Here is a 10,210-nt window from a genome sequence, read left to right as displayed (position 1 = left end):
GAGAGGCCGCCTTTAGCGGGAATCCGATAGAGAGGTTCGTAGTTAACCCAGTACGGGTCAAAGCGTACAAAGCTAATTCTAGATGCAATATTTGCGTACAGAATTAGTAACTATGTAAGAATACATCTCCCCACACCCCACACCCCACACCCCACACCCCACACCCCACTTCCTTGACAAAACACCGGGGTTAAAACTGTTCGATCGCTGCTTGGGTGATTTCTGCGATCGCGGCTAAACTGGGACTAACTTGGCCCATATCGGTGGATAACCAGAGAAGATACTCGACGTTACCCGCAGGTCCGGTAATGGGAGACCAAGTTAAACCCCGATAGAACCATCCTAAGACTGCGGCGGCCTGTAAAACCTGAAAAATCGCCCCCGCTTGGTCTTGGTGGTCGCGAACTACCCCTTTTTTGCCGACTTTTTCCCGTCCCACCTCGAATTGGGGTTTGACCAATAAAATCGCCTCTCGGGGTGGATTTAATAGCGTCCACAGGGTCGGTAAAACTTTGGTCAAAGAAATAAAGGACAGATCCATAACTGCTAAATCGGCGGGTTTTTCTGATCCGTATAACTTTTCTGGGGTTAAATAGCGAAAATTAGTTCTTTCTAGTAAAATAACCCGTTCATCCTGCCGTAAACTCCACGCCACTTGTCCATAACCCACATCGACCCCATAAACCCGTTTTGCCCCTTTTTGCAAGAGACAATCGGTAAATCCCCCCGTGGAAATGCCGCCATCTAAACAAATGCGATCGCTGACATCGATGGCAAACAATTCTAAGGCCTTGGCTAATTTTTCGCCCCCCCTTGACAAATAGGGCAGTTTCTGCTTAACCTCGATCGCCGCTTCTGGATCGATTTCTGTGGCCGGTTTATCGATGATTTGGTGATTGACTTTCACTTCTCCAGCGCGAATTAATCGCTGTGCCTGTTGACGGGAATCACAGAGATTTTTGGCTACTAATAATAAATCTAATCTTTGTTTCGGCAAGGAAGGCCTCCCAATAATCAGCGCCTAATTCTAAAAAATACCTTATTTTTCCCCAAGCAATCCCAGAAAGAAGATTATAAGTAAAGAAAGGGGTAAGCGAAACCCATCAGCTAAATTTTCGCTGCCATCCCGATATTTTATGGATAAAGATACTCGATTCGCCATTTTGGTCATTGGCATCCCCTTTCTAGGACTAGCTTACTGTGGCTTGATTTTTGCCGTGATGATTTATTGGGTCTGGGCCCGGGAACATCCCGTGACCATGGCCACTTTTTTTGTCCTTGCTCCTTCTTTGATTTCTGGCTCTATTTGGCTGTTAGCTTCCTATAAAGCCCGTCAAAAGCAGCGTTTGGGTTTATAGTTCAATGTAGAGGCCGATGGCATTCGTCCAAGAAGAATCAATAATCAGTCTTTAGTCAGAATCAGAGCAGCACAGGGCTGACATTTAGGGGCTGGGCGCGATAGGATGAAAAAGTGCTAGATAAAAACTCCCCTCCCTTACAGTCCTTAGTGGCGGGTCACTGGTTCAAGCTCATCTGTGGAGCTAGTTACCAAGATTTGCCCACGATTCGCAACCTCGCCTTGGCCTATACTATCGCCGGAGCCGATTGTATTGATGTGGCTGCCGATCGAGCCGTGATCCTTGCGGCCCGCGAAGGCATGGAAACCGCCGCCAAAATCGCCGGATTCCCTGCCAATCAACGACCTTGGTTAATGGTCAGTCTCAATGACGGTGAAGATCCCCACTTTCGCAAAGCTGTCTTTAACCCGCAACTCTGTCCGGTCGATTGTCCCCGTCCCTGCGAAAAAATCTGTCCCGCTTATGCTATTGATGGGGGAGGAGTGATTGAACAGCGCTGTTATGGTTGCGGTCGTTGCTTACCCGTTTGTCCCGAGCAGATAATCGAGACAAGATCCCGTATCTGTCAACCTGAAGAAATTATCCCCTTAATTATCGAAATGGGAGTAGATGCGATCGAAATTCATACCCAAGTCGGTCATGGAGAGGAATTTGCTCGACTCTGGCAAGCGATCGCACCTGTAAGTAAAAACCTAAAAATCCTGGCCATAAGTTGCCAAGATGATGAATATATCATTGATTACCTCCACGATCTGCGAGAAACCATTTCACCCCTAAGCTGTCCTCTGATTTGGCAGACGGACGGCCGACCGATGAGCGGCGATATCGGCAAAGGAACCACCCACCCGGCAATTAATATGGCCAAAAAAGTCCTCTGTGCCAATCTAGCCGGATTTGTGCAGTTAGCCGGGGGAACCAATGACCATACCGTGACCAAATTACAGCAACTGGGACTGAGAGAAAAAATCGCTGGTATTGCATCTGGAAGTTACGCCCGTTCATTGATTTTGCCAATTTTAGAGCATTTAGACCAGCCTAACCTTGAAAATGACCCCCAAGCCTACCAAGAAGCCCTTAAAGCCGCTTCTATTCTCGTGGCTCAATTAAAAGCCTAGCCTTGTTCAAAAAACTATAATATTTTTTTAATTGACAACTAACCCATAAATGTGTTAGACCCCAAGAAAATCTTGGAAATAAAAACAGCCAATTATCGCCAAAACCTCTTACTATTAATTTAATGCCAGAAACCCTACCCTCCTCTCGGATGCCAGTGACCGACGACTTAAACAAACTCTTGGCAATTCTACCCGCTCGGATTCGCGGCAAGATCGAGGAACACCCGCGGCAGCATCAACTGATCGAAGTAGTTATGGATTTGGGACGCATACCAGAAGCGCGTTTTCCCGATGGGGCGATCGATCTGGGGGACGAACCGATCTCAAAAGAAGAAATCCAGTATTCGATCGCCAGGGTGGGCAGTTTTAGCGGCGATAATCGCGCCGGGATTGAACGCACCCTGCACCGCATCAGTGCCATTCGCAATCGAGACGGGGAAATTATCGGTTTAACCTGTCGTATCGGTCGGGCCGTTTTCGGTACGATCACCCTAATTAACGACCTAGTGGAAACGGGTAAATCCCTACTGCTGCTCGGTCGTCCGGGGGTAGGGAAAACCACCGCTCTCCGGGAAATAGCCCGAGTTTTAGCCGACGATCTCAATAAACGGGTAGTGATTATCGACACCTCCAACGAAATCGCCGGGGATGGAGATATTCCCCATCCAGCCATCGGTCGCGCTCGTCGGATGCAGGTGGCCCGTCCGGAATTGCAGCATCAAGTCATGATCGAAGCGGTGGAAAACCATATGCCAGAGGTGATCGTGATTGATGAGATCGGTACGGAATTAGAAGCTCTGGCCGCTCGCACGATCGCCGAACGCGGGGTGCAGTTAGTGGGAACCGCCCACGGCAATCAACTGGAAAATTTAATTAAAAACCCGACTTTATCGGATTTAGTCGGGGGAATTCAGGCAGTAACTCTCGGAGACGAAGAAGCACGCCGCCGGGGTTCTCAGAAAACCGTTTTAGAACGCAAAGCACCGCCCACCTTTGACATTGCCATCGAAATGTTGGAACGTCAGCGCTGGGTCATCCACGAGGACGTATCTACCACTATCGACCAACTGCTGCGGGGACGGGAAGCAATTGCCCAAATCCGTTGGGTGGACGAGGAGGGGAAAGTACAGGTGGCTCAGGAAGAACCAAAACCGGAAAAGTTGACCCCTTTGCGCGGCAATTATCTGCCGGAAATGGATAAACCCAAGGGATGGCGGGCCGATGGCCGGATGACTCCCGTGGCCCGTTTCCCGGAGGGCCCTCTCAACCGGGAAAACGATTTCGATCGCCTCCTCGAACAATCTTGGCTGCAGGAAGAACCGGAAACGGAAAAAGTCCGCGTCCCCGGTCCCAATGGCGAAGATTGGCCGGTTTATGTCTATCCCTACGGGGTTAGTCGCGCCCCGATCGAACAGGTAGTACAGGCCCTAGATTTGCCGATCGTGTTGACCAAAGATTTACAGGCGGCTGACGCGGTGTTGGCCCTGCGTTCCCACGTTAAAAATCAGTCAAAATTGCGTCAAATTGCCAAAGTAAGACAAATTCCCATCCACGGCATCAAATCCAATACCCTGCCCCAAATTTCTCGCGGTTTAAAGCGGATTTTGGGCATTGATGACCCGATGAATCAGGAAGGTGCCGACCTGCGTTTATTTGCCCGCAGCGGCAGCGATGACGAGATCGAAGCTTTAGAGGAGGCCAGGTTAGCGGTGGAACAAATCGTTATTCCTACCGGTCAACCGGTGGAGTTACTGCCGCGATCGGCGAAAGTGCGGAAAATGCAGCACGAATTAGTGGAACATTACCGTCTCCAATCCGATAGCTTCGGAGAGGAACCGAATCGCCGTATTCGCATCTATCCAGCTTAGGAGTCAGGAATTTGAAGCGACGCACGCTAATTATTATGGGTACGGGGGCGGCGATCGGTGCGGTGGCCTCCTTGATTATCCATCGTCCCGAATCGGCGGCGGAATTACGCGACAAAATGCCCCTGGCCCAAAGAATTAAGCTCTGTCTCGATCTGGCTAGGATTAAACTAACCACGACGATCGATTATCTCGATAGTTATGCCTATCTTGGCATTGTTTATCCCTATCTTACCAATCCAGAGCCATCGGGTTTTAATTTCTTCAATTGGCGACGGAGGCTCAATAGTCCCATCCCCGGCACTTGGAAGCTAGAAAACGCCGATTTTTGGGCGGCAGGGGCTTTTCCTGCTTTATTATGGAAAATGGCTGATTTAGAATCAGACCCTATGTATAGCGGCTTTTGGGCGGCTGCTGCGAAAAAATGGAGCGATCCCTTAAAAGAAGCGAGTTTAAAGAACAAAGACATCGCTCTTAATAATTTACTGGTTTTTGCTCCTTGGGTTGAGTCGGGACGGGGCCAGGAAAAACAGACAGCTTTAGAGATCACTTTACAGGGAGCCAGACAACTAGCGCAACCCTTTCAGGATGGCAAGGGGAGTTATCACAGCGATATCGGGACTTTTGGCTGGCTACGCAAGGCCGATCGCACCGATCAGCAAGAACATTGGCAGGTTTTTATGGACCATACGATCAATATAGAACAACTGCTCTGGGCAAGTCTCCACAATTCTGACCCCAAGGAAGCAAAAGATTGGCAAGAAAAGGCCCTTTCCCACATCCGCACCATTAGCCGCACCTTTGGGGCTAATCGTCGCCCGGGTAAAACGGGAACTTGGCAAAGAGGCTATTTTGATCAAAATGTCAACTCTCCCACCTATAGAAATTTCTTATTTAATGAGGGAAAACAGGGCTGGCGCGATGATAGCACTTGGTCCCGGGGTCAAGCTTGGTTTATTTATGCTGCCACGACGGCCTATATTTACACTGGCGATCCGGAAATGTTAACCATTGCCAAGGCTGCCATTAATTATTATCTGGAAAATTTGCCCGATCGTTGGCCTGGTGGACAAAGACGCGCCGGAGATTTTATTCCCCCTTGGGATTTTGATTATGCCTTGCAAAAAAATGCCGCTACGGAAAAGGATTCTTCGGCAGCAGCGATCGCTGTGGCGGGGATGATTCGCTTATTAAAAGCTTTACCCAGCAGTGATCCTAGTTATGGAACCTATCGAGAGGCGATCGATAATATTCTCTTGAATCTGACTTCTTTTCAGTATTTTCCCGATGAAACCGCCCCAGAGATGAGTCTATTGCGTCATGGTTGTTATCATCATCCCGCATCGATTCGACCCAGCCAAATCTATGATACGGGTTTAATTTGGGGAGACTTCTTTTTTATCAACGCTTTAACTGAATACCAAGATTTACCCGATAGTTAACTGACTACTTAATTCTTGCCCTTTTTGAGAGGGGAAGTGGCAAACTATTAACTGTTGACCGTTGAATGGGAAAAGACTGTGGATATTCGCTTAATCGTTGTCGATGTGGATGGAACGATCGCCGGTAATAACAATCAGGTTAATCCGGCTGTGGTGCAAGCGGTCTCGGCCGTCCAAAAAAAGGGAATTCCCGTCGCTATTGGCACTGGCAGGATGTACCGTTCGGCTTTACGCTTTCATCAACGCCTTAAATCGACTTTACCTATAATTGCTTACAATGGCGCTTGGATTCAAGATCCTGTTTCCCAAGTTCACCATCGACATACCCCCATTTCCCCCGACTTGGCGATCGATCTTTTAGATTATCTCGAACAACCCCAATGGAAAGAGAAAATCTCCCTTAATTTTTATATGGACGATGTGCTTTATGTGCGGCAATTAAACGCGGAAACGGAATTCTATCGGCAGCGATCGGGTATTATTGCCGAAGCAGTGGGAGATTTACGCAAAGTTGCCCACAAAACTACTAAAATCCTGGCCATGGGAGAAGATAAGCAATTTATCGCCGAGATTTGGCAGCATTTACAGCAACGCTATCAAAATCAAGATTTATATTTTACCCAATCGAGTCCGACTTTTTTTGAAGTTACCCACGTTGAGGCTACCAAGGGAAGCGCCACCCAATTTTTGGCCGAAGATATCCTAGGATTACAACCGCAAAACGTCATGGCGATCGGTGATAATTTTAATGATGTTTCTATGCTCACCTATGCGGGTGTCGGTGTCGCCATGGGTAATGCTCCCCAAGCTGTTAAGGATCAAGCCGATTGGGTTGCCCCCAGTGTAGACTTAAATGGGGTAGCCGCGGCCTTGGAAAAGTTTGTTTTGATTTGAGGAATGGGGGAATGGGGAAGTGGGGAAATGGGGGAATGGGAAATTTCAACTAAAACCCCAACACCCTAAAACCCCGAAACCAAAAAACCAACAGCCTTTTTACCGAGAAAATTATGACCATTAATACGCAAACTGTTACGATTTCTAACAAAGATATTGACATAGATGCCTATTTAGCCATTCCCGATCGAGTGGGAATTTATCCAGCAATTATCGTGATTCAGGAAATATTCGGCGTAAACGACCATATTCGCCATATCACCCGTAGAATTGCCCAAGAAGGCTATATAGCGATCGCTCCTGCCATTTATCAGCGATTTGCTCCCGGTTTTGAAACGGGGTACAGTATGGCAGATATCGAAATCGGTCGTCAGTACAAAGAACAAACCAAAGCAGCCGAATTAATCAGCGATATCCAGGCCACCATCGATTATCTTTATAGTTTGCCACAGGTGCAAAAAACCGGTGTCGGCACGATCGGTTTTTGTTTTGGTGGTCATGTGGTTTATCTTGTCTCCACTCTAGAGGATATCAAAGTTAGTGCCTCTTTTTACGGTGCGGGAATCACCATGGGAACCCCAGGCGGTGGCCAAGCGACAGTGAAAGTGACTCCCCAAATCAAGGGGACAATCTACGCATTTTTCGGGATGTTAGATGCGAGTATTCCTCAAAAGCAAGTGGATGAGATAGAAAACGCATTAATCCGTTATCAAATCCCCCATCGAGTTTTCCGCTATGAAAATGCCGACCATGGCTTTTTCTGCGACCAAAGAGCTAGTTATAATGCTAAGGCGGCCAAATCTGCCTGGGATCATGTGCTAGAGTTATTTAGCCTTCTTAAATCTTAATGGTCTGACCCCTCAAGCTTCAGCTTACACTGGAAGCAGATCGAAATCACACTTGTAACCATTCTATTTATCATGACACCGAACCCTGCCTTTTCCATGGACGATTTTGCCAAAGCTCTTGATCAATACGATTATCAATTTGAAAAAGGGCAGATCGTGCGCGGGAGAGTCGATCAACACACCTCCGATGGAGCATACATCGATATTGGCGGCAAATCCTCCGCTTTTATTTCTTTAAGGGAAATTTCCCTGGAAAATGTTACTTCCATTGCCGAAGCTTTACCCATAGGTGCAGAATTCGATTTTCTGATTACCCGTGGACAGGACGCGGAAGGACAAGTTACCCTGTCTCTGCGGCAATTATTACTACAAAAAGCCTGGGAAAATGTCAGGGAAATCTCTGAAAGTGGCAAGTCAGTACAGATGCGCGTCACGGGGGTGAATAAGGGGGGAGTAACGGGGGAAGTGGAGGGATTAAAAGGATTTATCCCTCGCTCCCATTTAATCGAAAAAAATGATTTAGATTCCCTGATCGGACAACTTTTAACCGCAACTTTTATTCAAATCGATCAAGAAAATAATAAGTTAGTTTTATCTCAGCGAGAAATTGCTCGCGCTAACGCTATCAGTCAATTAGCTGTGGGTAAATTATTAAGTGGCACCGTGGTTAAATTACAACCCTACGGTGTCTTTGTCGATTGCGGTGGAGTGACGGGATTACTCCATGCTAAACAGGTGACAGGAGCCTCTTTTAATTCTCCCATGACTTTCTTTAAAGTTGGTCAAGCAATTAAAGTGGTAGTCGCGGAAATTGACGAATATAAAAATCGCATTTCCCTATCTACAAAAATCCTGGAAGCGCACCCCGGCGAAATTCTCGAAAACTTTGCAGAAGTCATGGAAACAGCAGCAGAAAGATTACAACAAGCTCAGGAAAAAACCCCAGCAACTTAGTGTAGGGTGGGTTAGGCGACAATAATTTAGATATTTTACCACCTATTTAGTATTCGCCGTAACCCACCATCAGTTATCAGTTATCAGTTATCAGTTATCAGATGTGAGTTTTAAGTGGACAGTCTTAAGTAGGAAATTGCCGTTTTCTTTTCGCTGATTGCTGTTTTTTACTTTTTCCTTGATCAAGATGTTTCAAGAAAAGATGTTTCAAGATCGGATAGCAATTTTAGGGACTATGCACGGAAAAGAGCGGGTAATTGCACCGATTTTAGAGGAAAAAATAGGTCTTAAGGTGATTGTACCCGATAATTTTAATACCGATCGCTTTGGCACTTTTACCCGGGATATTAAGCGCATCGGGACACAAATTGAAACCGCTCGCAGCAAGGCACAAGAAGCGATCGAGCTTTCGGGATACGATATCGGAATTGCTAGTGAGGGTAGTTTTTATCCCTATCCCAATTTGCCGCTAGTTTCCTGTAATCGTGAATTGATTTTATTGCTCGATCGAGTCCATAATCTAGAAATAATTGGTCAAGCAATAGTCACGGAAACTAATCACGCTCACCAAACTGTAACTAATCTAGCAGCTGCTTTAGAATTTGCCGAAAAAATCGGCTTTCCTAGTCATGGTTTAGTGGTGATGTTTGATAAAAATTCTCTCGACTCTGAGCAGATTTTTAAGGGAATTACTGACCAGAAAAATTTAGTTAAAATTGTTGAAGATATTCTTGACAAAAACGGCAAAGTACACCTAGAAACCGATATGCGTGCTATGCACAATCCCACGCGGATGAAAGCAATTGTTGCTGCGACAGCAAATCTTGTTCAAAAACTTAATCAATTATGCCCTAATTGTGGTTGTCCGGGGTTTGATATTATCGAAAGAAAAGCGGGTTTACCCTGTGGTTTATGTCACTTTCCCACCTCTTTAATTAAACTGGAACTATACGGTTGTCAAAGGTGTGATTATCGAGAGGAAAAACTCTTTCCCAACGGTGAAAAAAACGCCGATCCGATGTATTGTGAATATTGTAATCCCTAAAGATAGCTTTTCTATGGAAAGAATTTTAGAACCAGAAGTAATGGATGATCGGGAAGAAGCGATCGAATATGATGCCATGGACTTCACTGAAGTTAATACTAATTTCGCCAAAGAAGCTGTACAATTGGCCGGTATTAATGCTAGGGTATTAGATGTGGGAACCGGTACTGCACGCATTCCGATTATGATCAGTCAACTACGTCCCCAATGGCAAATTATCGCTATTGATCTGGCCGATTCTATGTTAGAAATTGGTCAAAAAAATATCCTTAATGCTAACTGTCAAGAACAGATCAAATTGGAGAAAGTTGATGGAAAAAATCTTCCCTACCAATCCGAGCAATTTGATTTAGTTATTTCTAATAGTTTAATCCATCATCTCGAAAATCCTTTGCCTTTTTTACGCGAAATTAAGCGAGTTTTAAAACCGAATGGCGGCATTTTTTTAAGAGATTTATTCCGTCCCGATTCCGAGGAAATAATTAAGGGGATGGTGAGAGAAATCGATCCTAATTTTTCTCCCCGACAAGCGCAACTATTTCAAGACTCGCTGCGAGCGGCTTTTACCCTAGCAGAAATCGCCGACTTAATCCAGCAGTCAGGCTTAGAAAATGTTAAAATTTATCAGTCTTCCGAACGTCATTGGACAGCTATAAAAACCAGTAAAAACTAATCACTAAATCAGGAAA

10 protein-coding genes are annotated in these 10,210 nt (G+C 46.0%); 9 read left to right on the top strand and 1 reads right to left on the bottom strand.

The annotated features are described in order from the left end of the window. Nucleotides 1-190: 190 nt before the first annotated feature. A complete protein-coding gene (locus tag LW728_RS14065; RefSeq protein ID WP_287767037.1) occupies nucleotides 191-997 on the bottom strand; it encodes a TlyA family RNA methyltransferase in 807 nt (268 codons plus the stop codon). A 139-nt stretch (nucleotides 998-1,136) separates the two neighbouring features. Between LW728_RS14065 and LW728_RS14060 the strand changes: the two genes are divergently transcribed. The 9 genes from LW728_RS14060 (at nucleotide 1,137) to LW728_RS14020 (ending at nucleotide 10,194) form a co-directional block, all read left to right on the top strand. Beyond that, the gene (locus tag LW728_RS14060; protein WP_002736250.1) at nucleotides 1,137-1,358 is read left to right on the top strand and encodes a hypothetical protein; all 222 of its coding nucleotides are present in this window, start codon (nucleotides 1,137-1,139) and stop codon (nucleotides 1,356-1,358) included. 113 nt (nucleotides 1,359-1,471) lie between these two features. Next, nucleotides 1,472-2,473, top strand: coding sequence for a circadian clock protein LdpA (gene ldpA / locus LW728_RS14055; protein ID WP_287668005.1), 1,002 nt, complete (start codon nucleotides 1,472-1,474; stop codon nucleotides 2,471-2,473). 122 nt (nucleotides 2,474-2,595) lie between these two features. Continuing rightward, complete coding sequence (locus LW728_RS14050) at nucleotides 2,596-4,341, top strand: R3H domain-containing nucleic acid-binding protein (protein WP_002803320.1); 1,746 nt, start codon at nucleotides 2,596-2,598, stop codon at nucleotides 4,339-4,341. Nucleotides 4,342-4,352: 11 nt separating this feature from the next. Further along, the gene (locus LW728_RS14045; RefSeq protein ID WP_287767036.1) at nucleotides 4,353-5,780 is read left to right on the top strand and encodes a hypothetical protein; all 1,428 of its coding nucleotides are present in this window, start codon (nucleotides 4,353-4,355) and stop codon (nucleotides 5,778-5,780) included. Nucleotides 5,781-5,858: 78 nt separating this feature from the next. Beyond that, entirely contained in the window at nucleotides 5,859-6,674 is an 816-nt protein-coding gene (locus tag LW728_RS14040; protein ID WP_287767039.1) for a Cof-type HAD-IIB family hydrolase, read from the top strand. A gap of 113 nt (nucleotides 6,675-6,787) precedes the next feature. After that, nucleotides 6,788-7,522 (top strand): dienelactone hydrolase family protein, encoded by a 735-nt coding sequence (locus tag LW728_RS14035; protein ID WP_287767035.1) that lies wholly within the window; start codon nucleotides 6,788-6,790, stop codon nucleotides 7,520-7,522. 96 nt (nucleotides 7,523-7,618) lie between these two features. Continuing rightward, nucleotides 7,619-8,476 (top strand): S1 RNA-binding domain-containing protein, encoded by an 858-nt coding sequence (locus LW728_RS14030; RefSeq protein WP_002803315.1) that lies wholly within the window; start codon nucleotides 7,619-7,621, stop codon nucleotides 8,474-8,476. Between the two features lie 187 nt (nucleotides 8,477-8,663). Continuing rightward, nucleotides 8,664-9,521, top strand: a complete 858-nt coding sequence (locus LW728_RS14025) for a DUF6671 family protein (RefSeq protein WP_287767034.1) — start codon at nucleotides 8,664-8,666, stop codon at nucleotides 9,519-9,521. 13 nt (nucleotides 9,522-9,534) lie between these two features. Next, nucleotides 9,535-10,194, top strand: coding sequence for a class I SAM-dependent methyltransferase (locus tag LW728_RS14020; protein ID WP_287767033.1), 660 nt, complete (start codon nucleotides 9,535-9,537; stop codon nucleotides 10,192-10,194). Nucleotides 10,195-10,210 lie beyond the last annotated feature (16 nt).

Source organism: Microcystis sp. 49638_E5 (assembly GCF_021300285.1).
Classification (GTDB): domain Bacteria; phylum Cyanobacteriota; class Cyanobacteriia; order Cyanobacteriales; family Microcystaceae; genus Microcystis; species Microcystis aeruginosa_C.
This window is presented reverse-complemented; position numbering and strand designations above follow the sequence as displayed.

Excerpts from the sequence above, each read along its gene's own strand:
- LW728_RS14025 (WP_287767034.1), top strand. The coding sequence starts at position 8,664 with ATGTTTCAAGAAAAGATGTTTCAAGATCGGATAGCAATTTTAGGGACT.
- LW728_RS14035 (WP_287767035.1), top strand. The coding sequence starts at position 6,788 with ATGACCATTAATACGCAAACTGTTACGATTTCTAACAAAGATATTGAC.
- LW728_RS14050 (WP_002803320.1), top strand. The coding sequence starts at position 2,596 with ATGCCAGAAACCCTACCCTCCTCTCGGATGCCAGTGACCGACGACTTA.
- LW728_RS14060 (WP_002736250.1), top strand. The coding sequence starts at position 1,137 with ATGGATAAAGATACTCGATTCGCCATTTTGGTCATTGGCATCCCCTTT.
- LW728_RS14020 (WP_287767033.1), top strand. The coding sequence starts at position 9,535 with ATGGAAAGAATTTTAGAACCAGAAGTAATGGATGATCGGGAAGAAGCG.
- LW728_RS14030 (WP_002803315.1), top strand. The coding sequence starts at position 7,619 with ATGGACGATTTTGCCAAAGCTCTTGATCAATACGATTATCAATTTGAA.